Consider the following 24196-nt stretch of genomic DNA (forward strand, 5'->3'; position numbering starts at 1 on the left):
GCCCTCCCCGGAGGTCTACCCTGCGCAGGGACGATCGGCGCAGTGGGAGGACGGCCATGGGTGAGCTGCTGGGCGTGGCGGTACTGGGTGCGGGGCACATGGGTGCGGATCACATACGCCGGCTGGATCGAGCGGTGAGCGGTGCGCGTGTGGTGTCCGTGGCGGACCCCGAAACGGACCGCGCCAAGGAGGCTGCGGCCGGCATCGACGACGTCTCGGTGCACGCGGAGCCGGCCGCCGCGCTCGACGCTCCTGGAGTGCGGGCCGTGCTGATCGCCTCCCCGGGGCCGGCACACGAGGAGGCGCTGCTCGCGGCCTTCGAGCGCGGGCTGCCGGTGCTGTGCGAGAAGCCGATGACACCGGACCCGGCCGGGGCCCTGCGTGTGGTGGAGGCGGAGGCCCGGCTCGGGCGGCGGCTCGCACAGGTGGGGTTCATGCGCCGGTACGACGCCGAGTACCTGCGGCTGAAGTCGCTGCTGGACAGCGGCCGGCTGGGACGGCCCCTGATGCTGCACTGCACACACCGCAATGTGTCCTCGCCGCCGCACTTCACCACGCCCATGCTGATCAACAGCTCCGTGTCGCACGAGATCGACGCCGCCCGCTGGCTGCTGGAGGAGGAGCTGACCGCGGTGACCGTGCTGCGTCCCCGGGCGTCGTCCGACGCGCCCGAGGGTCTGCTGGATCCCCAGTTCGTGCTGTTCGAGACCTCCGGCGGGGCCCTCGTCGACGTGGAGATCTTCGTCAACTCGGGGTTCGGCTACCAGGTGCGCTGCGAGGCGGTCTGCGAAGGCGGCAGCGCCCGGATCGGCGACGACCGCACGATGGTCGTCACGACGGGGGGCGGTACGTGCGAGGAGGTCGCCCAGGACTACCTCGTACGGTTCGCGGACGCCTACGACCGCGAGGTGCAGGCATGGGTCGACGCCACCCGGCAGGGGCGCGTCGCGGGCCCCTCGGTCTGGGACGGGTACGCGGCCGCGGCGGTCGCCGAGGCGGGTGTCCGGGCACTGGAGAGCGGCGTGCGGCAGTCCGTCGAGCTGACTCCGCGACCGCAGGCGTACGAGGACGACGGCCGTCGCACACATGCCCCACGAACGCACGATTGAGCGATCGGCCGTCCGCCCCTCGCACCCCTCACGTCACGTACGTCACCTCAGACTTGCCCTCACCCGGCGAGTACGCCATCTGCCCCTCGGGACCACTCCGGAGAGCCTGTGGCATATGCCAGAAGCACCACCGTATCGTGTCTTGCCAAATCCCTTACAGGGCATCGCGGGCTGTGCAACAGTCGTAACGGTCCTTCTCTCAGCCTTGGCCGAACCGTCCCCACATCGGAGCGCGTCATGCCACCCCATCTCTCCGCGGACCGCCCCGCCGCCCAGCCACCCCGGCCCGGTACGGTCGATGCGCTGATCTCGCAGACGCGGCGGCTGCGCGGCGAGGTGGACGCGGTGCGCCAGGGTGCGCCCGAGGACGGCTCGGACCCGGAGGGACGCTGGCAGCGCGCCCTGTGCGATCTCGCCCTGCACCAACTCCGCGACCTCGACGAGCACTTGGCGCAGCTGCGGGACGGTCCGCCACCGGTTCCGGCCGAGCCCCCCGTACCGGCGCCGCCCTCCGCGCGCCCTCCCTCCTCCCCCGGTTCCCTGCTCAGCCGGGTCGGCAGCGCGGAATGGAACCTGCTGACCGACGAGGCGAGCTGGTCCGGCGAGCTGTACCAGATCCTCGGACGCGACCCCTCGGCCCCCGCGCTCCCCCTCGACGAACTGCCCTCGCTGGTGCACGACGAGGACCGGCCCCTGCTGACGACGATGGTGACGGACTGTCTGATCGACGGCAGGCCGATCGACGGCGAGTTCCAGATCCTGCGCCCGGACGGCACGGTGCGCACCGTGCACATGATGGGCGAGCCCGTGCTCGCCGCAGACGGCAGCACCGCCTCGATGTGGGCCGTGCTGCGGGACGTCAGCGAACTGCGCCGCCACCGGCGGACCGTGAGCCAGACCCGTGACTCGCTGCGGCACCACCGGGACCGCACGCACAGCGAGCACCGGCTCGCGGTCGAGCTGCAGGAAGCCGTGCTGCCGCCGTGGCGGGGCCCCCTGCGGCTCCCGCGGCAGGGCCCCGGCACCCTGGACCTGGCCGCCCGGTATCTGCCCGCGTCGGCTGACGCGCAGATCGGCGGCCACTGGTTCGACGCCCTCGAACTGCCCGAGGGGGACATGCTGCTCAGCGTCGGCGACCTCACCGGACGCGGGGTGACCGTGGCGTCCGGCGTGGCGACGCTGATCGGTGCCCTGCGCGGCATGGCCGTGACCGGGGCCGAACCGGGCCGCCTGTTGGGCTGGCTCAACCAGATGCTCGACGCCTCGGTCCAGCCGGCCCTGGGCAGCGCCGTCTGCTGTCGCTACCACCCCTCCTCCCGCACCCTGAGCTGGGCGCAAGCAGGGCACCCCGCCCCGCTGCTGTTCCGCGGCGGGACGGGGCGCATGCTGACGGCACCGGACGGCGTGCTGCTCGGAGCGACCTCGGGGGCCGCCTACGGGCAGGCCGAGGAGACGCTCGTGGAAGGCGACCTGCTGCTCCTGCACACCGACGGGCTGGTCCCGCGGCACAGTGGCCCGGCTGCCGTCCAGAGGCTGCTCGACCTGGCTCCGTACTTCGACGGAACCCGCACAGCTCAGGATTGCCTGCGGACTGTTGTGGAGGAGTTGGGTGAGAGCGCGCGCGAGGACAACGCCTGCGTGCTTCTCGCCAGGGTCATGTCCTGAGCCATGGACATGTTCTGATGCGGAATCAGGTCCTGGCGAACCGGTTCAGGGCATCCGCGACCCCGGCACCTCCGGCACCCGCGCAAGACCCCCTCATGCCTGCGTGCTTTGAGGGCCCTTTGGCTTTGTCAGTCCCTTCGGAAGCGCCCGCCTGATCTCCTCACGCAGGTCCTGGATCTTCGGATAGCTGGAGTACTGCCCGGTGAGCCGGTACATCTCACGCAGCCGGTCCCAGGTGCGATGGGAGGAGTTGGCCCCCATCGACGTCAGGGCCAGGCGCGCATACCGGTCGGCCTGTTCGGGGTCGTCCGCGATGAAGCACGCGGACGCGAGGGAGATGTGGTCGAAGATGTTCGACCGCTCCCGGTCCGAACCACGCAGCTCCAGCGCCTCCTTGGCGTGCCGCTGCGCGATGGCCGCCGCACCCGGCTCGTGTTCGGCCAGTGTGCGGTAGGCCAGGGCCTGCATCCCGTGCAGATCCGCCTCGTCGAACATCTGCATCCAACTCGGCGGAGGCACATCCCTCTTGTCGGAGACGAAGAGGTCCTCCGCCTCGCCGAGAGTGCGCCGCATGGCCTGCCCCTTGCCCATGGAGGCCTGCGCCCAGGCCTCGATGGTGAAGAGCATGGCCTTGGTGCGCGGCAGCACCTCGTCGCCGGAGCCGGATTTGGCGAGCTGCATCAGGTCGAGTGCGTCGTCGGGCCGGCCCAGGTGCACCATCTGGCGGGCGGCGCGGGAGAGCGCCTCCCCGGCACGCGGCCGGTCGCCGCCCTCACGGGCCGCGTGGGCGGCGATGACGAAGTACTTCTGGGCCGTCGGCTCCAGGCCGATGTCGTGCGACATCCACCCGGCGAGCACGGCGAGGTTGGCTGCGACGCCCCACAGGCGCCGCTGCAGATGGTCGGGGTGGCGGTAGGAGAGCATGCCTCCCACCTCGTTGAGCTGCCCCACGACAGCCTTGCGCTGCAGCCCGCCACCGCGGGCCGCGTCCCAGGCCCGGAACACCTCGACCGAGCGCTCCAGCTCCTCGACTTCCTGCGACCCGATGGGGGCGGCCTCATAGCGGTCGAACCCAGCGGGGTCGGCGTGCAGGGGGTCGTCGAAGCGGGGAGCGTCGGCCGCGAGGGCCGGATCAGTGTGCAGCCAATCGTTCATCGCACTGCTGAGTGCGGATCCTGCGGCGAGCGCGGCACCCGCGCCCACCAAGCCGCGTCGGTTGAGCATGAGGTCCATTCCCGTGAATTCGGTGAGGACCGCAGCCGTCCGCTCGGGCGCCCACGGAATTCCGTCGGGGTGCTGCGCATGCTCGTCGTCACGCCGTCTCCCCGCGCGCCCGTGCCGGACCAGACCGAGGTCCTCGATGGTCACGACACGGCCGAGTCGCTCCGTGAACAGCGCCGCCAGCACCCGCGGCACCGGATCGCGTGGGATCTCTCCCATGTCGATCCAACGCCGCACCCGCGAGGTGTCGGTCGCCAGCTGGGGGTGGCCCATGGCCGCCGCCTGCCGGTTCACCATCCTCGCGAGTTCGCCCTTGGACCAGCCGGTAAGGCCGAACAGGTCCGAGAGGCGGGTGTTGGGTTGTCCGCTCACGTCAAGCCCCCAGGTTCTCGGCTGAGTTGACAGTAACCCTCTGTCAGTTGCTTCGGGACTATTCGCCAGGGTTCGCCAGGGTGCGCCAGATGGTGTGCCACGGGCCCACGGGTGTCATGTAGGAACGCGCCATCCCGACCCGGTCGCCGCAGGGACATTCCCCAGGGTGCACCCACGGCGGCCGGGGCGGGCGGCGCCGAACTCGAAGGCACACGAAGGGATCTGTATCAACCATGTACGCATCGTCCTCCGTGTCCGCCCCCACCCGGTCGCTGCATCCCCGCCCGGGTGCCGGCGGCCCCTACCTCGACCCCGCGCGGCCGACGGCACCTGTGCTCGCTGCCGGCAGGGCACGGCGCGTTCCGGGCGCCGGCACTCAACCGCTCAGCGGGAGAATCGACTTGTCCGGCCCTCAGGGCGCGCAACTGCGCACGGCGATCGCTTCGGTGCACCGCATCTGCCCGGAGTTCACTCCGGTGCAGGTGCTGCGCCGAAGCGGCCGCTCCGTGCTCCTCGTCGGCACGACGGGGCGCAGCACGGCCGTCGCCAAGTGTTTATTGGACCACTCCACGATCTGGTCGGAGCGGTTGCGGCACGAGATAGCGGCATACCGGTCGTTCGTCCGGCACCGCCCACCGGTGCGGGTTCCCCGGCTCATCGCGGCGGACCCCGACAACTGCACCCTGGTGATCGAGCGGATGCCCGGCCGGGTGGCCGCGTTGCAGCGCCATCCGGCGGAGGCGCCGCCGCGCGCGGACATCCGGGCGGCACTCGGCGCAATCTGCCGGCTGAACGCCTGGCGTCCACCGGCCGGGACGTTCGACGCGCCGCTGGACTACGCGGAGCGGATCTCGCGCTTCCACGATCTGGGGCTGCTGACGGACCGGGACATGGGAGACCTGCAGAAACTGCTGCACGGCATCGCCCACGCCGCGGGCCGCCAGGGCATGGGCCAGTTCTGCCACGGCGACGCCCTGCTGTCGAACATCCTGCTCTCACCGGCGGGTCCCGTGCTGGTGGACTGGGAGCACGCGGGCTGGTATCTGCCCGGGTACGACCTGGCCACACTGTGGACGGTCCTCGGTGACGCCCCGGTGGCCCGCCGTCAGATCAGCCAGATCGCGCAGTCGGCGGGCCCCGCCTCGCGCGACGCCTTCCTGGTCAACCTGATGCTCGTGCTCACCCGCGAGATCCGTACCTATGAGACGGCCGTGCAGCGATCGATGCACGACACGACCCCCGCGGCATCGGGAGTGGCCCACCCGGGTGCTGCGCCGTCCGGCGAGGAACAGCGGCTGCTGCTGCGGCGGTTGCACGACGACTGCCAGATGGCCCGCAGGGCCGTACGAGCGGCGGTCGGTACTCGCTGAGGGGGATGGTGGTCCGCGGTGCGCTCGCGCGAGCGACGCACCGCGGACCTTCGTCGTGTCCGGGCCCTTTCCGCACACCGTGCACGGCTCCTCCGTACGGGCCATTGGTCCACTCCACTGATGCCCCGCAGGCTGTTCCACCACCGCCGCGGAAATCCACGCCGCCACCGCTGACATGGGAAATCCTCTCCTCCTGGGCGTGATTGACGGATCGTCGCGAAGCCGGTACCACTGACGCACGTTCGGCCCCCGCACGCCCCAGAGCGCCCGACCGTCCCAGGAGGCTGCCTTGCGCGGACCCGCCACCGACCTTCGTACTCCCACCGGACGCAGACGCGCCCGCCGAACCGCGGTGGCCGTCGCCTCGGCCGCCCTGCTGCTTCCGCTGCTGGGTGCCGCCCCGGCGGAGCCGGGAAGCAGCGCACCGGCGGACCTGCAAAGGGCCTTCGCCACGGCCGCCTCCCGATACCACGTGCCGCAGAGCGTGCTGCTCGGCGTGTCGTACCTCCAGTCCCGCTGGGACACGCACGCCGGTGCGCCCAGCGTCTCCGGCGGCTACGGCCCGATGCACCTCACGGACGCCCGGACCGCGATCGCCGGGGCCTCCCACCACAGCGAAGGCACGGAGGACGCCCGCGGCGACCAGGCGCGAGCCGCGCTGCGGGCCGCCACGACGGTGCCGGCGGACTCGGTACTCCCGGCGCGGCTGAAGACGCTGACCAAGGCCGCCACGCTGACCGGCATCCCGGCACAGCGGCTGCGCACCGACCCCGCCGCGAACATCGCGGGCGGTGCCGCCCTGCTCGCCGACGCGCAGCGACGCCTCGGCGAGCCGCTCGGTGCGGACCCGTCCGACTGGTACGGCGCCGTGGCGGAGTTCTCGGGTGCGGACGACAGGTCCACGGCGTCCGCGTACGCCGACGACGTCTTCCAGGTCATGCGCGAAGGCGAGCGGCGCACCACCGACCTGGGGCAGAGCGTGACGCTCGCCGCACAGCCCTCGCTGACGCCCGACACCGCGCAACTGGCCCGCGCCGGGCTGCGCGCCATGTCCTCCGACGGCACCGAGTGCCCGAGGACCGTGGCCTGCGAGTGGATCCCCGCGCCGTACGAGGAGTTCGGCGACGACTACGGAAACCACGATCTGGGCGACCGGCCCGCCTCGCAGAGCATCAGGTACATCGTCGTCCACGACACGGAAGGCCAGTGGGACGGCGTCCTGGACCTGATCAAGGACCCGACCTATGTGTCGTGGAACTACACCGTCCGCTCCACGGACGGGTTGATCGCACAGCATGTGAAGGCCGAGGACGTGGCCTGGCACGCGGGCAACTGGTACATCAACGCCAAGTCGATCGGCATCGAGCACGAGGGTTTCCTCGTCGCGCCGGATGCCTGGTACACGGAGGCGATGTACCGCTCGTCGGCGCGGCTGGTGCGCTACCTCGCCGCGAAGTACCGCATCCCCCTGGACCGGCAGCACATCCTGGGACACGACAACGTTCCGGGCACGACGACGTCCACCATCCCCGGCATGCACACGGACCCGGGCCCGTACTGGGACTGGCGGCACTACTTCGAACTGCTCGGCAGACCGTTCCACGCCACGGCCGGCTCCAGAGGCGGGCTGGTGACGATCCTGCCGGACTACCGCGCCAACCGGCCGGAGTACACGGGCTGCACCACCGCGGGCGAGCCGTGCGCGGAGCACGGCTCGAGCGAGGTGCGCCTGTACAGCGCGCCCGACGAGAACGCTCCACTGATCAAGGACATCGGGCTGCGTCCTCAGGGCGACCCCTCGACGATCGACGTGAACGACGTGGGCTCCCGGGTCTCCACCGGCCAGCGGTACGCCGTCGCCGACCGTGACGGGGACTGGACGGCGATCTGGTACCTGGGCCAGAAGGCCTGGTTCCACGATCCGAAGGGGCAGCGCACGGCCGTGAACGCGTCGGGCCTCGTGGTCACGCCCAGGCCCGGCCTCGCCGACATCCCCGTGTACGGCCGGGCGTACCCGGAGAAGGAGGCGTACCCCGAGGGGGTGCCCGCGCAGTCGGTCTCCCCGCTGTCGTACCGGCTGCCGGCGGGCCAGCGTTATGCCGTCGGTGACGCCGTGCCGGGCGAGTACTACTACGCGGTCACGTTCACGACGGACTCGCACCGGGTCGTGATCGGCAAGGACCTCTACTACGAGATCCAGTTCGGTCACCGGGTGGCGTTCGTCCGGGCCGCGGACGTCCGGCTGCTGCCCTCGGCGTCGTAGCAGGCGCAACAGGGCCGGGCCCCGCGGGGCCCGGCCCTTCGCATATGGACGGGTGGCGGGTCAGCCCTGCTGGAACAGCTCCGCCGGCAACGGCTTGAGCAGCGCGTACAGGTCGTCGGTGATGGGGCGGTCCCAGGCCGCGATGGTGACCAGGACGTTGTCACTGCGGTCGAACTGGACGCAGGAGATCCGGCCCTCGGAGAGCTTCAGCCGGCGCACGATCAGAAGGTTGTCGCCCTGCATCACCGGGATGTCCTCGCTCCCGACGACGGTGACCTCCTCGTCGTTCTCCAGCGCGATGAGGAGCTGGGCCACCTCGAACGGGATCTCTCCCTCGGTGACGTCGCGGGCCGGGGAGCCCTCCGGCAGATTGCCGATGATCATCGCGGGACCACGGCCGCCGAACAGGTCGTAGCGCAGGAAGACGCCCTGGCAGCTGCCGTCGGGGGCGGGCAGCAGACCGGCACCGAGATTGCCCGGCCAGTCACCCGGGTCCATGGCCAGGACATCGAAGTCCGGCCCGGCGGGAGTGGCGCTGCGGCGGCGGAGGAAGGACATGCCGCAATGGTACGTGGCCGAGCGGGAAGCGGAGCTGTGGGCCCGCTCTCGTGGGGCGCCGGTCGTCCGCCGCCGGGCGGGGCCCTCGGCGTGGTGGACCGGGGCCTGCCGATCCATCGGCCATGACCGCTGATGCCGTGGAAAACAAGGGGCCGTTCCCGACGGGACCGCCGGTCGTCCGCGGGCCCGCAGAGCGCGGCCCGCGGCGCCGCGAGGTGTCCCGCCCGCCGACCGGGCGCACCGGAACCGGCACTTCGGCGCCCCCGACCCGAGCGTTCTAGGAGGACGCCGCGGAGGTGAGCGGCGCCCGGGTGACCGGGCCCGGTCACCGGGTGCCTCGCGGGGCCCCTCCGGTCAGCCGTCGGTGCGGATCGGCTCCGCTGCCGGCGGGATCACCGCGACGGGGCTCGCCGCATGGAGCAGTACGGCCTGGGTCACGGAACCGATCATGCGGGCGGGGGCGAGCAGCCGCCGGCGGTGGCGGCCCACGACGACCAGCTCGGCATCCCTGGAGGCGGCGACCAGATGGCCCGCGGCCTGGCCGGGAGGGGTCGAGAGCTCGACCCGCACATCCGGGTGCCGCTCGCGGTGGACGGGGAGGAGGCCCGCGACCAGGGTGCGGATCTCCTCCTGGACGGCGTCGTCCTCGACATCCGGGGACACCAGTTGGCCGGGCGCCGACCACACCTCGAGCGGGGCCCAGAGATAGGACGAGATCACGTTCAGCACGGCGTGGCGCCGATCCGCCTCCGCGAAGGCGAAGGCGAGAGTGGCCTCGGTGGGGCCGTCGACGTCGACGCCGACGACGACCCGCGGTCCCGGCGCGACGGGTGGACCCTCGTGCACCTCGCGTCCCGGGCGCGGCACCACGACCACCGGGCAGGCGGCCTCTCCCGCGACCGCGAGACCGGTGGACCCGAGGATGAGGCTGGCGAATCCCCCTCGGCCGCGCGAGCCGACCACCATGAGCTGCGCGTCCGCGCCCAGTTCGGGCAGGACGGTGGCCACCGCACCGTCACAGGCCACGTACTCCACGGCCGGAAGGTCCTGGCGGCCCGTCAGTAGTGCGCGGACGTGGTCGAGGACAGGCTCCTCGACCGGCAGCGCAGGCGCGGCGGCCACGACATCGGGCTGCGCCCGCCTCACCTGCCCCCGTACATGGACCACCCACAGCGGTACCGCGCGCAGCCGTGCGGCGGCCAGCGCCCAGTCGAGCGCGCGCAGACTGTCGTCCGATCCGTCGACGGCCACGACGACCGGCAGAGTGATCATGGCTCCTCGCCTCCGGCACACCGCTGTGAACCCTCCGGGGCCAGCCTGACGCACACGGCGGCCCCGGGGTGGATGCGACGGCCGCGTGTCCGGAATTTCCGGACCGGCGACGAGTCATCTCACGGGCGCGCCTCAGGTGAGGTCGAACTCCCCCTTCCGCGCTCCCGACACGAACGCACCCCATTCCGCCGGGGTGAAGATCAGGGAGGGACTCTCGGGGCGGCCGCTGTTGCGCATCGCGATGAACCCTTCGACAAAGGCGATCTGGACATCCCCGAGCCCTCGGCTGCTGGAGTGCCAGTCGGCCTTGCTCAGGTCCAGCTCCGGCTTGTCCCAGCCCTTGAGCGACTGCTGCTGGATGGTGCTCTCGGCCACGTCCGTGCTCCTCCCGGTTCGTCGTCCGCGGCCAGCCTAGCCATCGCATCCCACTGCCGACAGGTCATGTGACGGGGATGCCGTCACGAGGTCGGCGGACGGTCCCCGACCAGCCACATGGAGAAGAACTGGGACCCTCCGCCGTAGGCGTGCCCAAGGACCCGCCGAGCCCGGTCCACCTGGTGTTCTCCCGCCTGTCCGCGCACCTGGAGTGCCGCTTCCGCGAAGCGGATCATGCCGGAGGCACCGATGGGATTCGTCGAGAGCACTCCGCCCGACATGTTGACTGGCAGGTCCCCGTCGAGCTCGGTCACTCCGGACTCGGTGAGCTTCCAGCCCTCGCCCTCCGCGGCGAAACCGAGGTTCTCCAGCCACATCGGCTCGTACCAGGAGAAGGGCACGTACATCTCCACCGCGTCGACGTCCCGGCGCGGGTCGGCGATTCCCGCCTGCCGGTAGACGTCGGCGGCACAGTCCTTGCCCGCCCGCGGCGAGACGAAGTCCTTGCCCGCGAAGAGGGTCGGCTCGCTGCGCATCGCGCCACCGAGCATCCACGCGGGCCGCCGGGGCGAACGGGCCGCCCCCGCACGGTCGGTGAGCACCATGGCACAGGCGCCGTCGGAGGACGGACAGGTCTCCGAGTAGCGGATCGGGTCCCAGAGCATGGGCGAGGACTGCACCTTCTCCAGGGTGATGTCGTGCTCGTGCAGGTGCGCGTACGGGTTCTTCAGGGCATTGCGCCGGTCCTTGTACGCCACCAGCGAACCGACCGTGTCCGGGGCGCCGCTGCGCCGCATATAGGCGCGCACGTGCGGGGCGAAGAAGCCGCCCGCTCCGGCCAGCAGCGGCTGCTGGAAGGGGATCGGCAGCGACAGACCCCACATGGCGTTCGACTCGGACTGCTTTTCGTAGGCGAGGGTCAGCACCGTGCCGTGCACGCGGGCCGCGACGAGGCCCGCCGCGACGAGAGCGGTGGAACCCCCGACCGAGCCCGCGGTGTGCACCCTGAGCATGGGCTTGCCGACGGCGCCGAGCGCGTCGGCGAGATACAGCTCCGGCATCATGACGCCCTCGAAGAAGTCCGGCGCCTTGCCGATGACCACGGCGTCGATGTCCGACCAGGTCGACTCGGCGTCCTCCAGGGCACGTCGGGCGGCCTCCCGCACGAGCCCGGCCATGGACACGTCCCGGCGCGCCGCGACGTGCTTGGTCTGTCCGATGCCGATGACGGCCACGGGCTCCTTGCTCATCGCGGCTCCCCTTCGAGTACGGCGACCAGGTTCTGTTGCAGGCACGGGCCGGACGTGGCGTGGGCGAGTGCGCGGTCGGAGGCGCCGCGGTGGATACGGGCGGCGGCCTCACCGATGCGGATCAGCCCCGCGGCCATCACCGGGTTGGCGGCGAGGGCCCCTCCGGAGGGGTTGACCGTAACCGTGCCGTCGAGGCGCAGGGCCCTGCGCAGGACCACCTCCTGGGCGGTGAACGGCGCATGCAACTCGGCCGTGTCGACGGGGCGTTCGAAGGCCCCGGCCTTCTCCGCCGCGAGCCGTGCGGACGGCGAGTCGGTCAGGTCGCGCACTCCGAGGCCGTGCGCCTCGATCCGGTGGTCGATGCCCCGGATCCACGCGGGTCGTGCGCAGAGCTCCCGGGCCCGCTCACCCGCCGCGAGGACCACGGCAGCGGCGCCGTCACCGATCGGCGGGCAGTCGCCGGTGCGCAGCGGCCGGACCTGGTAGTCACCGTGCGGGACCGAACCCCTCAGTTGCGCGTGGGGGTTGCCGGCCGCGGCCGTACGGCTGCGCGCGGCGATGCCGGCCAGCGCGGGTTCGTCGGTCGCGCCCGCGTCGATGAGCGCCTGTGCCTGAAGGGCGGCGAGCGCCACCGAGTCCGGCCACAGCGGCGCCAGGTAGTAGGGGTCGAGCTGACGGGTCAGGACGTCCCGTACGGATCCGGCCGACGACTTGCCGTACGCGTAGACGAGTGCGGTGTCGGCGTCACCCGTGAGCAGCTTGGTCCATGCCTCGTACAACGCCCACGCGCCGTCCATCTCGACGTGCGATTCGGAGATCGGGGGCCAGGCGCCCACGCCGTCCAGGGCGAGGGTGAACGAGAAGGCGCGCCCCGCGAGGTAGTCGCTGGAGCCGGAGCAGGTGAAGTCGATGTCGGCGGTCCTGAGGCCGGTCCGGCGCAGCACCTCGTGCAGCACCGGCATGAGCATCTCCACCTCGGAGAGTTCCTCGGTGGTGCGCCGGTGGTCGGTCTGCGCGAAGGCGACGACGGCGATCTCGCGGACCTCTGGGTCTTCTTCCCGCGTCACAGCAGCTCCTTGTACGACTCGTAGTCCGCGTCCGGTTCACCGGTGGGCCGGTAGTGGTCGGGATGGCGCGCCCCGTCGGTCCACACCGGCTCGACCCGCAGCCCCATGCGCACCTGGTCGTAGGGGATGCCCCCGATGCGGCCGTGCAGCGCGAGGTCGGCGCCGTCGAGGGCGATGTGGGCGTAGACGTACGGCACTTCTATGTCGAGGTTCTTCGCCTTGATGTTCACGATGCAGAAGGTGGTGACCGTGCCGCGGGGCCCCGCCTCGACCTGCTCGGACGTGGCGACACCGCAGGTGGGACAGGCGCCTCGGGGCGGGATGTACACCTTTCGGCACGAGGGGCAGCGCTCGCCCACGGTCCGGCGTTCGGACAGGGCGTCGATGTGGGCGGACTGGGCGCGACCGGGTGTGTACACGTAGTCGAGTCGGGCCGGGACCACGATGCCGGCCACCGCGTCCTCGAACTCGCCGTCGTGACCGCCCGGTTCGACGGGATCACCGTCGTAGGGCTCGAAGCACGCGATGTCCGTGATGGCACCGGAGCGCTCCGCGGCCCAGCGGATCCGGACCCGCATGCCGGTCCGTACGGCGTCGGGGCCGGCGGCGTCGAGGGCGTGCAGAAGGGCGGTGCCGGCGCCGTCGAGCCGGACCAGGACCCAGGCGAAGGGGCGGTCGAGGGGCTGGCCGCGGCGGGGGGCGTGGTTCCAGGCCCAGGTCGTGACGGTGCCGGTGGGGGCGACCTCGACGAGGTCGCGGAGCTCCTCGGCGGTCACGGGGTCGTACTCGACGGGCGGGACGAGGGTCCGATCGTCGCGTGTCCGCACCCCGAGGACGACGCGTTCCCGCAGGCCCGTGAGGAAGGCGCTCTGCACGGGCCCGAGGGAGCGGGTGAAGGGGAACTCGACGACGAGGGGGGCTTTGAGGACTTCGGGCATCCCGTATCTCCTTGTGTCTCCCGGAGGATCAGGCGCGTCGGTAGAGGGGCGGCCGCTTCTCCGCGAACGCGCGGGTGCCTTCCTTCGCGTCCGCGGTGTCGAAGATCGGCCAGCCGCGCTCCAGTTCGGCGGCGAGTCCTTCTGTCTCGGTCATCCCGGCGGTCTCGTACACGGACGCCTTGACGGCCTCGACCGCGAGCGGGCCGCAGGCGTTGATCCGTTCGGCCGTCTCCAGGGCCGCGGCGAGCGCGGTGCCGTCGGGCACGACACGGCCGACGAGACCGATGCCGGCGGCCTCGCGTGCCGTGTACGGGCGTCCGGTGAGCAGCATCTCGAGGGCGTGGGTCCGCGGGATCTGCCGCTGGAGGCGGACGGTCGAACCGCCGATGGGGAAGAGTCCGCGCCGGACCTCGAACAGACCGAAGGTCGCGGACTCCCCCGCCACCCGGATGTCGGTCCCCTGCAGTATCTCGGTGCCGCCCGCCACGCACGGCCCCTCGACGGCGGCGATCACCGGTTTGCGGGGGCGATGGTGGCGCAGCATCGCCTTCCAGTGCAGATCCGGGTCGGCGGCGAGCCGGTCGCGGTACTGCTGCCCCTCCATCCCCTTGCCGGAGAGGGCCTTGAGGTCCATCCCGGCACAGAAGGAACCGCCGGAGCCGGTGAGCACGATCGAGCGGATCTCGTCGTCCTCGTCGGCCTCGACCCAGCCGTCGTAGAGCCCGACCAGCATCGGCAACGAGAGCGCGTTCCTGGCCTCGGGCCGGTTGAGCGTGAGCACCAGTGTGGCGCCTTCGCGCTGCACGGTGAGGTGTTCGGTCCCACCCATCGCTTCCTCCCGTCTGCGGAACGAGAACAGGTTGCAGGAGGCGCCGAGCCAGGACAAGGGTTTTCTGACAGATAGTCAGATTTCTTGTGCGGAGGCCCTTCCCAGTTGCGCCGGCCTTTGCTCTGATGACCCGCGAACCGAGGAACGCCTTCTTCACGAAGTGGCGCCGGGGTCAGGAGGAGCGGTGGAGTACAACCTTGCGGACCTGTTCGAGTCGATCGTCGACGTGGTTCCGGACCGCGAGGCGCTCGTGTACATCGACCACCCCGGAACGGGCGCCGAGCACCGCCTCAGCTACGCGGACCTGGACGCGGCGGCCAACCGCGTCGGACACCATCTTCTGGGCACGGGGATACGGCCCGGGGAGCATCTGGGGCTCCACATGTACAACGGGATCGAGTACCTGCAGACGGTGCTCGGCTGCCTGAAGGCCCGGATCGTCCCGGTCAACGTCAACTACCGTTATATGGAAGATGAGTTGGCGTACCTCTACCGGGACGCGGACCTGGTTGCGCTTGTCTTCGACGCGGAGTTCGCCGATCGGGTGACGACGGCCGTGCCCCGGGCGGAGGGGCTGAGGCATCTGCTGCGGGTGGGCACCCCGCCCCCGGACGCGGCCGGGCCGCCCGCCGAGGACTTCGCCGCGGCCGTGGCCGCCGCCGCTCCCGGGCGGGGCTTCGCTCCGCGCTCGGCCGACGACCAGTTCATCATCTACACCGGCGGCACCACCGGCATGCCCAAGGGCGTGATGTGGCGCCAGGAGGACCTGTTCTTCGCGGGTCTCGGCGGCGGCGCGCCGACCGGCGACCCGGTGCGCACACCGCAGGAGCTCGCCGAGCGCGTCGCGGCCGGCGGCGACGGCATCACCTTCTTCCCGACTCCCCCGCTGATGCACGGCACCTCCACGCTGACGGCGTTCATCGGCTTCAACTTCGGGCAGCGGATCGTGATCCACCGCAAGTTCGTGGCCGAGGAGGTACTGCGGACCGTCGAGAAGGAGAAGGTGACCAGCGTGTCGCTGGTGGGCGACGCGATGCTGCGGCCGCTGATCGACGCGCTGAACGGTCCGATGAAGGGCACGGACTGCTCGTCCCTGTTCAGCGTGTCGTCGTCGGGGGCCATCATGTCGGAGACGGTGCGCACGCAGTTCCAGGCACTCGTCCCGAACGCCCTGCTGCTGAACAACTTCGGTTCCTCGGAGTCGGGCTTCAACGGAACGGCCACCCCCGACTCCGGCCCGGACAACGGCTTCCGCATCCGCGTCAACTCCCGTACCCGCGTGGTGGATCCGGTCACCCATGATCCGGTGGCGGCCGGTGACGTGGGCCGCGTGGCGCAGTGCGGGAACGTGCCCCTCGGCTACTACAACGACCCCAAAAAAACCGCCGAGACCTTCTTCCGGAAGGACGGCGTGCGCTGGGTGCTCCTCGGCGACATGGCCACGGTCGACGAGGAGGGGGTCGTCACCGTCCTCGGTCGCGGCTCGCAGTGCATCAACACCGGTGGGGAGAAGGTGTATCCGGAGGAGGTCGAGCAGGCTCTCAAGTCCCATCCGGACGTGTACGACGCGCTGGTGACCGGGGTGCCCGACGCGAGATGGGGCAACCACGTCGCTGCGGTGGTGCAGTTGCGCGCGGGAGCGGCGCGGCCGTCCCTGGACGACATCCAAAGTCACTGCCGAACACGTCTGGCGGGCTACAAGGTGCCGCGCCAACTGGTGATCACCGAGGCCGTCCGGCGTTCGCCGAGCGGCAAGGCGGACTACCGCTGGGCGAAGCAGGTCGCGGCGGCGGCGAACCACTGAGGGTGTCGGGCCCGCACCCCGACCGGAGTGTCCGGACAGCGGCTCCGGCCGCCTCACCAGGCGCACGGCCCGCTCCGCCCGACGGGACGAGAAGAGCATCCGCGACCACGCGCTCCGCCCCGCGCAGCTCACCGCGTGGAGAAGCCACCCACTGGCGCGGTGAACCAGCCGTGGCCCGTCCAGCCACGGGCAGTGCCCGGCGGCCGGCTGCACCGCATACTCGGCGGGCGGGTCCGACTCCTCGACGCCGTGCGGACGTCGGGGGGGAGCGAGTGTCGGGTTCGTCCGTCCGCACGAGGGGGCGCAGCCGGGCGCGGTCGGGCGCGTGTGCCGCCCGGAGCCGGGGCGGATCCCGGGCCCGGTCGAGTCGCCGCCCTCCCCCAGCCAGGGCTCCGGGGCGGAAGACGTCCGCGCACCAGGGCTCGGCGGTGATCAGGCGGGTCTCGTCATGCGCCCGGAACGGCGTGCCGCGTGGCGCAGGGCGAGGCCGCCGCCCGACGAGTGGCGGAGGACCTCCACGGTCGGCCAGGTGGTCACACCCTCGCCCCGCAGGTGACAAGCGAGCGGGGTCCCTCCGCCCGGGCCCGATGGGGCATGCTCCTGATCGTTGCGGGCAGGTGGAAGCCGGCCGTGAACCGCGCACTCTCCTCGCCCGTGCGCACCGCGGCGCCGGAAACCGGGGGCAGACCTCTTGCCTGCGGGCCGATGAGCTGGATTACTGATCCCCAGCAGATCCGACCGAATGATCGGTCGCCCGGATTGGTGTGATTGGCGAGGGAGACGGCGCGATGGCGGATGCGCACGACCTGCTGGACGCGGGAGAACGGCTCGACGCGGAGGAACTGCGGGTCCTGCAGACCGAGCGGTTGCGGGCATCGTTGCGGCACGTCTACACGCACGTGCCCTTCTACCGGGACTCCTTCGACAAGGCCGGCGTCCACCCCGACGACTGCCGCACGCTCGCCGACCTGGCCCGGTTCCCCTTCACCGTGAAGGCGGACCTGAGGGACAACTACCCGTACGGGATGTTCGCGGTACCCCGGGAGCGGCTCCGGCGGATCCACGCCTCCAGCGGCACCACCGGGCGCCCCACGGTCGTCGGGTACACCGACAACGACGTGTCCATGTGGTCGGACATGGTCGCCCGGTCGATCCGCGCAGCCGGCGGCCGGCCCGGCGACACGGTCCATGTCGCGTACGGCTACGGTCTGTTCACCGGCGGTCTGGGCGCCCACTACGGCGCCGAACGCCTCGGCTGCACGGTCGTCCCCGCCTCCGGCGGCATGACGTCACGGCAGGTGCAGCTGATCCAGGACCTCAAACCGGGCATCATCATGGTGACCCCCTCGTACATGCTGACCCTGCTCGACGAGTTCGAACGCCAGGGCGTCGATCCGCGCAGCACCTCGCTGCGCGTCGGGATCTTCGGTGCCGAACCGTGGACCGAGGAGATGCGACGCGAGATCGAGGAACGGTTCGCCATCGACGCGGTCGACATATACGGCCTCTCGGAGGTCGTCGGTCCGGGCGTGGCACAGGAGTGCGTCGAGACCAAGGACGGCCTCCATGTGTGGGAGGACCACTTCTACCCCGAGATCGTCGACCCGATCACCGGTGAGGTGCTGCCCGACGGCGAGGAGGGCGAGCTGGTCTTCACCTCCCTCACCAAGGAGGCCATGCCCGTGATCCGCTACCGGACCCGGGACCTCACCCGTCTGCTCCCCGGCACCGCCCGCACCTTCCGGCGGATCGAGAAGATCAACGGGCGCAGCGACGACATGGTCATCCTGCGCGGAGTGAACCTCTTCCCCACCCAGATCGAGGAGATCGTGCTGCGCACGCCGGGGGTGGCACCGCACTTCCAGCTCCGGCTCACCCGTGAGGGGCGGCTCGACGCACTGACGGTACGGGCCGAGGCACGGCCCGACGCCGGATCCGAGCTCCGGGAGGCCGCCGCGCTCGCCATCGCCGCGGCCGTGAAGGACGGCGTGGGCGTGTCGGTGGCGGTGGAGATCGTCGAACCGGAGTCGCTGGAGCGTTCGGTGGGCAAGATCCGGCGGATCGTGGACCTGCGCACGGGCCGGTGACCGGCGCCTCCTCGCAGGTCCCGCAGGCAGGACGGCATCCCGGCGGCTCCTTCACGAAACGGCGCGCCGGATGCCGGACAGGTCACGGGCGGCCACGGCGTTGCGGTCGGCGACGGACCGGCCCAGCGCGTGATGCGGCCACAGGCCCGCCGCCACCCACCGGCTGCGCTCCGTCCACGCGCGCGCCGCGGCGCCATCGGCCCGGTAGAAGTTCAGGGCGTAGCCACCGGAGTGGATCCGCAGCAAGGAGAAGCCGCCCGGATACTCTTTGACCGCGCCGACCTCCTGCAGGGTCACGTGCGGGGCCTGCGGCAGGACGGTGCGCTTGTTGCGGTGGGTATGGCCGGCGTGATGGAGGAAGACGCCGGGTGCGGCGCCGTAGGCCTCAAGGATCGTGCGGGCCTGGTCGCGGCGCAGCCGCTGGCCGGCCGTCACGGGGAAGACGGAGTCCCGCACGGTGAGCGGATGGTGGCCGAAGACCACGGTGGGCTGTTCCTTGTGCTCCTTCAACTGACGCCGGAACCACGACAGTTGCTCGGCACCGAGGCCGCCGGCGTCCGCGCCGGTCCCGTGCTTCTCGTAGGTGTCGAGGCCGATGATCCTCAGTCCGCCCACGTCCCGCGCGAAGTACGCTGACCCGTCCGCACCGGCGAACCCCTGCCGGAAGGTGTCCGCGCTCACGCCCGAGCAGTGCCGGCAGTTCTCGGCGCAGGTACCGAGCGCGGCTCGGTCGTGGTTGCCCCGCACGACGAAGTAGTCCCGGCCGTGCGCCCCGAAACCGTCGAGTATGCGCCTGGCCTCCGTCAGGTCCCTCGGGGCTCCCCCGGCCGAAATGTCGCCGGCGGCCAGCAGCAGGTCGGCGCCGCGACGGCGCGCCTCCGCCACCATCGCCCGGCTCATGATCTCGGGATAGGGCGGGAGCCCCGGCTCCTGCGAGACCCCGCGCATCAGGGGCAGGCGGCCCACGAGTCCGGCGGTCGTCTCGCCCAGGTGCAGATCGTTGCACAGCGCGACGGTCAGCAGACGGCGCCCGGGCGGGGGCTGCGGTGTGGTGAAGCAGTACGGGCCTCCGCGTGTGCCGAGGCCGTACGCAACGGTGCCCACGGCGTTGCCGCGCACCAGGTGCAGCGGTGTGGGGACGGCGGCCACGCCCCGGGAGCGTGCCTGGTAGTAGTACGTCTGCCCCGGTTCCAGATCGGTGAGTTCCACCCGGTGGTGCGCGGTGGGCCGGTCCTCCCCCGCGGTGCGGTTGAGGCGCCGGGGGCTCGTTCCGTAGACGACCTCGCCTTCCGTGACCGCCGGGATCATCCGGCCCAGTCCGTCGTCGGTGCCCGGTACCCCGGTGGACCAGGTGACGACGGCGTGGTCCTCGGCCAGGGTCACCAGTTCCAGATGGACGGCCGTGACGGCGTCGCGGTGCGCGGGGCGTCCCCTGTGCGCCGGCCTGCGGAGTGCGGCGACGGAGGCGGCCCGCACCAGGGCCGGGGCGAGCAGGGCGCCGGAGCGCAGCAGCTCGCACGGGGCGGGCAGGGCCGACACGGCCGCAAGGGAGGCAAGTGGCAGCAGCGCATGTCCGGTGCGTGCCCGGGCCCAGTGAACGGCATCGGTGGAGGCGACGGCGGCGCCGGGTCGGGAACGCGACAACTCGGCGTGGAGGCGGTGGAGGCGGGCCCGGCGCGGTGGGCGCCGGGCCGGGGAGCAGGGGGGCCGCGCCTCGTCGCGTCGCGTTTCACACCGTGTCGCCGAACCGGTCCCGCAGCTCCCGTTTGAGGATCTTCCCGCTCGCGTTGCGAGGCAGCGCGTCCACGAACAGCACCCGCTTCGGTGCCTTGAAGGGCGCGAGCTGCTCCCGGGTGTGGGCGATGAGTTCCGCCTCGGTGACCTCCTCACGCGGGACGACGACGGCCGTGACGGCCTCGATCCAGCGCTCGTCCGGCAGGCCGACGACCGCCGCCTCCGCGACCGACGGATGGGTGTACAGCGCGTCCTCGACCTGCCGTGACGCGACCAGGACGCCACCGGAGTTGATCACGTCCTTGACCCGGTCGACGATGGTGAAGTACCCGTCCGCGTCCCGCACGGCGAGGTCCCCGGAGTGGAACCATCCGTCCCGGAAGGCCTCGGCGGTCTCCTCGGGCTTGCCCCAGTAGCCCTCGCACAACTGCGGGGAACGGTAGACGATTTCGCCCTGTTCTCCGTCCGGAACGTCCTCGCCGCCCCGGTCGACCAGCTTCGCCTCCACGAACAGCACCGGTCGGCCGCACGAGTCCATGCGTCCCTTGTGCTCGTACGGTCCGAGAACCATGGCCAACGGCCCGATCTCGCTCTGCCCGAAGCAGTTGTAGAAGGCGAGTTCGGGCAGCCGCTCCTTGAGGCGCTCCAGGACGGGCACCGGCATGATCGAGGCACCGTAGTACGCCTTGCGCAGCCCGCTGAGATCCCGGGCGGCGAAGTCGGGGCGGCCGGCCAGGCCGATCCACACGGTGGGCGGCGCGAACAGGCTGTCCGCCCGGCCCTGTTCGATCAGATCGAGGAGCCGGTCGCCGTCGGGCGCGTCGAGGATCACGTTCTGCGCTCCCACGGCCAGACAGGGCAGCAGGAAGACATGCATCTGCGCCGAGTGGTACAGCGGCAGCGAGTGCACCGGCAGGTCGCCCGCGTTCAGATCGAGGGCGGTGATCGCGCTCAGGTACTCGTGCACCAGCGCCCTGTGCGTCATCATCGCGCCCTTGGGAAGCGCGGTGGTCCCGGAGGTGTAGAGGAGTTGCACCAGGTCCTCGCCCCGCGGCTCCGCTCCGTCGTACGGCTCGGTGCCCGCGAGCCGTACGAGCAGGCAGTCGTCGGCGTCCCGCAGCGCCAGCACCGGTACGCCGCCGGGAAGGTTGCCGGCGAGAGGCGGATCCACGAGCACGAGCGCACAGCCCGACTGCTCCACGATGTACGCCAGATCGTCGCCGATCAGGTTCTGGTTGATCGGCACGTGCACGAGACCGGCGCGGGCACAGGCCAGAAAGGCGATCAGATACGCGTCGGAGTTGTGACCGAGGGCGCCTACCCGGTCCCCGCGCGAGAGCCCGGCGTCGCGCAGGACGCGGGCGGCGCGGGAGACGGCGTCGTCGAGTGCGGCGTACGTCCACGACCGGTCGCCGTAGTCGATCGCCCTGCGCTCCGGGGTGCGCCGGGCACTGCGCCGCAGCGTGCCGTCGACCGTGACGCTTCGTCCCGCCGTCATGAACAGTCCCTTCGTCCGCCTCAGCCTGGCGCGATCCTCGTTCCGGGCCGCCGGGGAGGTCAAGCTCCCTACGTCCTCGGCACAAGAAAACCGGCCCCGGCTCACACCGGACGGGTGCGGCCTTCCCAGTACGGGTCGCGCAGCCGGCGCTTGTACAGCTTGCCGTTCGGGTCGCGGGGCAGCCTCCTCACGAAGTCGACGCTCCTGGGCCGCTTGTAGTCGGCGAGCCGCCGGGCACAGTGGCTGAGGATCGCCTCGGCGAGCGCGGGCGAGGGCTCATGGCCCGGCGCGGGTTCGACAACCGCCTTCACCTCCTCGCCCCAGTCGTCGTGCGGGATCCCGAAGGCGGCCGCGTCGGCGACGGAGGGGTGGCTGAGCAGAGCGGCCTCGATCTCCGCGGGGTAGATGTTGACCCCGCCGGAGATGATCAGGTCGATCTTGCGGTCGCGCAGGAAGAGGTAGCCGTCCTCGTCGAGGTGGCCGAGGTCGCCCACGGTGAAGAAGTCCCCTATGCGGTTCTTGCGCGTCTTGGTCTCGTCCTTGTGGTACGAGAAGCCGCCGGTGCTCATCTTCAGGTAGACGGTGCCCAGTTCGCCGGGGGGCAGCCGGTTGCCGTCGTCGTCGAAGACGGCGAGTTCGCTGATGGGCCACGCCCTGCCGACGGTCCCGGGCTTCTTCAGCCAGTCCTCGGCGGTCGCGAAGGCTCCGCCGCCCTCGCTGGCGGCGTAGTACTCCTCGACGCTGTCGCCCCACCACTCGATCATCGCCCGCTTCACGTGGTCGGGGCAGGGGGCGGCGCCGTGGATGGCATGCCGCATGGAGGAGACGTCGTAGCGCGCCCGCACCTCGTCCGGAAGCGCGAGGAGCCGGTGGAACTGGGTGGGAACCATGTGCGTGTGGGTGCACCGGTGGGTGTCGATCAGGCGGAGCATCCCCTCGGGCGTCCACTTGTCCATGAGCACCAGCCGATGGCCGATGTGCAGCGACGCGCCCGCGAACTGGAGCACCGCCGTGTGATACAGCGGCGAGCAGACGAGGTGGACGTTGTCGTCGTACGGCTTGATGCCGAAGATGCCGAGGAAACCGCCGAGGTGCGACTGCTCCGGCGGTGTGCCGGGCAGCGGACGCCTGATGCCGCGGGGCCGCCCGGTCGTACCCGAGGTGTAGTTCATGACCCAGCCGAGGGTGCGCCCGTCGGGGGCCGACTCGGGCTGTCCGTCGAGGAGTTCGGTGTAGGGCCGGAAGCCCTCGACCGTTCCGACGGCGTACCGTCCCGCGGCCGGCAGCCCCGCCTCGTCGGCGGCGTCGCGCGCCGCCTCCGCGAACCTCTCGTGTGCGATGAGCACCTTGGCGCCGGAGTCGGCGACGATCCAGGCGATCTCGGGCCCGACGAGGTGGTGGTTGACGGGGACGAGGTACAGGCCGGCCTGGGTGGCCGCCAGATAGGCGGTGAACAGCTCGACTCCGTTGGGCAGCACCACCGCGAAGGAGTCGCCACGTTCGAGCCCCGCTTCCCGTAGTCCGTGGACCAGCCTGTTCGCCGCGGACAGCAGCCGTCGGGCGGTCCACTCCTCCCCGTCGGGTGCGACGAGGACCGTGCGGTCGGGGTCTTCCCCGGCCTGGGCCCAGAATCCGTTGGCGGCCTGGCTCACTGCGGACTCCTTCCTGCGATCCGGTTGACGCGGTCGACGGCCCGCTCGAAGCCGCGGGTGAGGTCGTCGACGACCGCCTGGACGCTGCGTTCCTCGTTCATCCGGCCGACGATCTGTCCCACCGGAGTGCCGAGCAGCGGCTCCACCTCGTACCGCTGGATGCGCGAGATCGCGTCGGCGACGAGCAGGCCCTGCAGCGGCATGGGGAGTGTGCCGGGTCCGCCGGCGTCGTCCCAGGCGTCGGTCCACTCGGTGCGCAGCTGCCGGGCCGGTTTGCCGGTCAGCGCCCGGGAGCGGACGGTGTCACCCGATCCCGCGGCGAGCAGTTTGCGCACGAGTGCGCGCGACGGCAGTTCCGCCTCCGTGGTGGTCAGCCAGATCGAGCCGAGCCAGACCCCCTGGGCGCCGAGCGTGAGGGCGGCGGCGACCTGCCGACCGCTGCCGATGCCCCCGGCCGCCAGCACGGGCAACGGCGTGACGGCGTCGACGACTTCGGGGGTGAGCACCAGGGAGCCGATCTCCCCGGTGTGGCCACCGGCCTCGTACCCCTGGGCGACGACCATGTCGATGCCCGCCTGCTGATGCTTGCGCGCATGCCGGGCGCTGCCGGCGAGCGCGGCGACCAGGACACCCCGGTCGTGCGCGCGCCGGACCACGTCGGCGGGCGGGGAGCCGAGCGCGTTGGCGAGCAGTTTGATCGGGTAGTCGAAGGCGACGTCCAGCTGGGAGCGGGCGATCTGCTCCATCCACCCGGTGATCCGCCACCCCGACGCCTCGCCGTCGGCCAGTTCGGGCACCCCGTACTCGGCGAGGGTGTCCTTGACGAACTGGCGGTGCCCCTCCGGGATCATCGCCTCGACATCGGCCTCGGTGACGCCCTCCACCTTCTTGGCGGGCATGACGACGTCCAGCCCGTAGGGCCTGCCCTCGACATGCGCCTCGACCCAGTCCAGGTCGCGTTTGAGGTCGTCGGGTGCGGTGTAGCGGACCGCGCCGAGCACACCGAGGCCGCCGGCCCTGCTGATGGCCGCGGCCACGGCGGGAAACGGCGTGAAGCCGAAGAGGGGGTGCTCGACGCCGAGTTGCTTGCTCAGCTCCGTCTGCATGGGCGCAGGATGCCGCAGCGGCCCGG

The 24196-nt window shown here is 71.5% G+C and carries 18 protein-coding genes; 6 read left to right on the top strand and 12 right to left on the bottom strand.

Going from position 1 to position 24196, the window contains the following annotated elements; translation table 11 throughout:
• The first annotated feature begins 56 nt into the window (after positions 1–56).
• Both ACSHXN_RS06015 and ACSHXN_RS06020 read left to right on the top strand, forming a co-directional pair.
• Positions 57–1109 carry a Gfo/Idh/MocA family protein gene (locus ACSHXN_RS06015; protein WP_383354280.1) on the top strand — a complete coding sequence of 351 codons (1053 nt, stop codon included), beginning with the start codon at positions 57–59 and terminating at the stop codon, positions 1107–1109.
• A 237-nt stretch (positions 1110–1346) separates the two neighbouring features.
• Positions 1347–2774: a PP2C family protein-serine/threonine phosphatase gene (locus ACSHXN_RS06020; protein ID WP_355796910.1), complete on the top strand. Its 1428-nt coding sequence runs from the start codon at positions 1347–1349 to the stop codon at positions 2772–2774.
• A gap of 93 nt (positions 2775–2867) precedes the next feature.
• On the opposite strand, the gene ACSHXN_RS06025 is transcribed toward ACSHXN_RS06020, so the two are convergent.
• On the bottom strand, positions 2868–4367 hold the full coding sequence (locus ACSHXN_RS06025; RefSeq protein ID WP_355129996.1) for a DNA-binding protein NsdB: 1500 nt from the start codon (positions 4365–4367) through the stop codon (positions 2868–2870).
• Between the two features lie 233 nt (positions 4368–4600).
• Between ACSHXN_RS06025 and ACSHXN_RS06030 the strand changes: the two genes are divergently transcribed.
• Together ACSHXN_RS06030 and ACSHXN_RS06035 are read left to right on the top strand one after the other, a co-directional pair.
• Positions 4601–5737 (top strand): aminoglycoside phosphotransferase family protein, encoded by a 1137-nt coding sequence (locus ACSHXN_RS06030; protein WP_355129994.1) that lies wholly within the window; start codon positions 4601–4603, stop codon positions 5735–5737.
• 289 nt (positions 5738–6026) lie between these two features.
• On the top strand, positions 6027–8000 hold the full coding sequence (locus ACSHXN_RS06035; protein WP_355129992.1) for an N-acetylmuramoyl-L-alanine amidase: 1974 nt from the start codon (positions 6027–6029) through the stop codon (positions 7998–8000).
• A 60-nt stretch (positions 8001–8060) separates the two neighbouring features.
• Here the strand turns inward: ACSHXN_RS06035 and ACSHXN_RS06040 are convergent, their stop codons facing one another.
• From ACSHXN_RS06040 to ACSHXN_RS06070, 7 genes are all read right to left on the bottom strand, one after another.
• Entirely contained in the window at positions 8061–8558 is a 498-nt protein-coding gene (locus tag ACSHXN_RS06040) for a hypothetical protein (RefSeq protein ID WP_355129990.1), read from the bottom strand.
• A gap of 354 nt (positions 8559–8912) precedes the next feature.
• Positions 8913–9830 carry a universal stress protein gene (locus tag ACSHXN_RS06045; protein ID WP_356291473.1) on the bottom strand — a complete coding sequence of 306 codons (918 nt, stop codon included), beginning with the start codon at positions 9828–9830 and terminating at the stop codon, positions 8913–8915.
• A 132-nt stretch (positions 9831–9962) separates the two neighbouring features.
• The gene (locus ACSHXN_RS06050; protein WP_331263782.1) at positions 9963–10205 is read right to left on the bottom strand and encodes a DUF397 domain-containing protein; all 243 of its coding nucleotides are present in this window, start codon (positions 10203–10205) and stop codon (positions 9963–9965) included.
• An 83-nt stretch (positions 10206–10288) separates the two neighbouring features.
• The gene (locus ACSHXN_RS06055) at positions 10289–11455 is read right to left on the bottom strand and encodes a thiolase domain-containing protein (RefSeq protein ID WP_355129986.1); all 1167 of its coding nucleotides are present in this window, start codon (positions 11453–11455) and stop codon (positions 10289–10291) included.
• Positions 11452–12522 (bottom strand): thiolase domain-containing protein, encoded by a 1071-nt coding sequence (locus ACSHXN_RS06060; RefSeq protein ID WP_355129984.1) that lies wholly within the window; start codon positions 12520–12522, stop codon positions 11452–11454. Before ACSHXN_RS06060 ends, ACSHXN_RS06055 begins: the two co-directional genes overlap by 4 nt.
• On the bottom strand, positions 12519–13460 hold the full coding sequence (locus ACSHXN_RS06065) for a Zn-ribbon domain-containing OB-fold protein (RefSeq protein WP_355129982.1): 942 nt from the start codon (positions 13458–13460) through the stop codon (positions 12519–12521). Before ACSHXN_RS06065 ends, ACSHXN_RS06060 begins: the two co-directional genes overlap by 4 nt.
• A gap of 28 nt (positions 13461–13488) precedes the next feature.
• Entirely contained in the window at positions 13489–14289 is an 801-nt protein-coding gene (locus ACSHXN_RS06070; RefSeq protein WP_438302768.1) for a crotonase/enoyl-CoA hydratase family protein, read from the bottom strand.
• Between the two features lie 184 nt (positions 14290–14473).
• On the opposite strand from ACSHXN_RS06070, the gene ACSHXN_RS06075 reads away from it, so the two are divergent.
• Complete coding sequence (locus ACSHXN_RS06075; protein ID WP_438302769.1) at positions 14474–16093, top strand: acyl-CoA synthetase; 1620 nt, start codon at positions 14474–14476, stop codon at positions 16091–16093.
• Between the two features lie 788 nt (positions 16094–16881).
• Positions 16882–18180: a phenylacetate--CoA ligase PaaK gene (paaK, locus tag ACSHXN_RS06080; RefSeq protein WP_438302770.1), complete on the top strand. Its 1299-nt coding sequence runs from the start codon at positions 16882–16884 to the stop codon at positions 18178–18180.
• Positions 18181–18231: 51 nt separating this feature from the next.
• Here paaK and ACSHXN_RS06085 read toward each other — a convergent pair whose 3' ends face one another.
• From ACSHXN_RS06085 to ACSHXN_RS06100, 4 genes are all read right to left on the bottom strand, one after another.
• Entirely contained in the window at positions 18232–19719 is a 1488-nt protein-coding gene (locus ACSHXN_RS06085; RefSeq protein ID WP_438302771.1) for a metallophosphoesterase, read from the bottom strand.
• A 190-nt stretch (positions 19720–19909) separates the two neighbouring features.
• The gene (locus tag ACSHXN_RS06090; RefSeq protein WP_438302772.1) at positions 19910–21412 is read right to left on the bottom strand and encodes an acyl-CoA synthetase; all 1503 of its coding nucleotides are present in this window, start codon (positions 21410–21412) and stop codon (positions 19910–19912) included.
• A 101-nt stretch (positions 21413–21513) separates the two neighbouring features.
• Entirely contained in the window at positions 21514–23064 is a 1551-nt protein-coding gene (locus tag ACSHXN_RS06095; protein WP_438302773.1) for an acyl-CoA synthetase, read from the bottom strand.
• The gene (locus ACSHXN_RS06100; RefSeq protein ID WP_438302774.1) at positions 23061–24170 is read right to left on the bottom strand and encodes an NAD(P)H-dependent flavin oxidoreductase; all 1110 of its coding nucleotides are present in this window, start codon (positions 24168–24170) and stop codon (positions 23061–23063) included. Before ACSHXN_RS06100 ends, ACSHXN_RS06095 begins: the two co-directional genes overlap by 4 nt.
• Positions 24171–24196 lie beyond the last annotated feature (26 nt).

Origin of the sequence: Streptomyces sp. HUAS TT11, assembly GCF_051553595.1 — a bacterium.
Taxonomy (GTDB): domain Bacteria; phylum Actinomycetota; class Actinomycetes; order Streptomycetales; family Streptomycetaceae; genus Streptomyces.